The following is a 600-nucleotide window of genomic DNA, read 5'->3' on the forward strand; positions in this document are numbered from 1 at the left end:
TTGCTGAGCTGCGTGGCCGGTTTAAGCAGTACCCGGTTTGCCACCGAGTCCTGAGATTCCGGATGGGCATACAGCAGCAAAACTTTCGCTGGCTGAGACATCATCCCCCTCCCGGTATGGTTTTTGTGTATAGTCGCTGTTTTGGGCTACCATTGCGCCCGGTGCGGCAGCTCGCCCATACATTACATTATCATAATGATAAGTTAACATAGTCTGAACATACGGCAACTTATGATTGTTTTCTCCTCGTTACAAATTCGTCGCGGCGTGCGCGTCCTGCTGGATAATGCCACCGCCACCATCAACCCTGGGCAGAAAGTCGGCCTGGTGGGTAAAAACGGCTGTGGTAAATCTACCCTGCTGGCATTGCTGAAAAATGAAATCAGCGCCGACGGCGGCAGCTACACCTTTCCGGGAAGCTGGCAACTGGCGTGGGTGAATCAGGAAACGCCGGCGTTACCGCAAGCGGCGCTGGAATTTGTCATTGACGGCGACCGTGAATATCGTCAACTAGAAGCGCAGCTACACGACGCCAACGAACGTAACGACGGGCACGCCATTGCGACCATTCATGGCAAGCTGGATGCTATTGACGCATGG

1 protein-coding gene is annotated in these 600 nt (G+C 53.8%); it reads left to right on the plus strand.

Features of this window, described 5'->3' with window-relative positions; translation table 11 throughout:
• Positions 1 to 231 precede the first annotated feature (231 nt).
• Positions 232 to 600 (plus strand): ATP-binding cassette domain-containing protein (locus tag H0X90_RS36120; protein WP_196438436.1); only part of this gene is annotated, 369 nt, incomplete at its 3' end.

This window comes from Burkholderia sp. 9775_39 (assembly GCF_015712225.1).
GTDB lineage: Bacteria > Pseudomonadota > Gammaproteobacteria > Burkholderiales > Burkholderiaceae > Burkholderia > Burkholderia cenocepacia.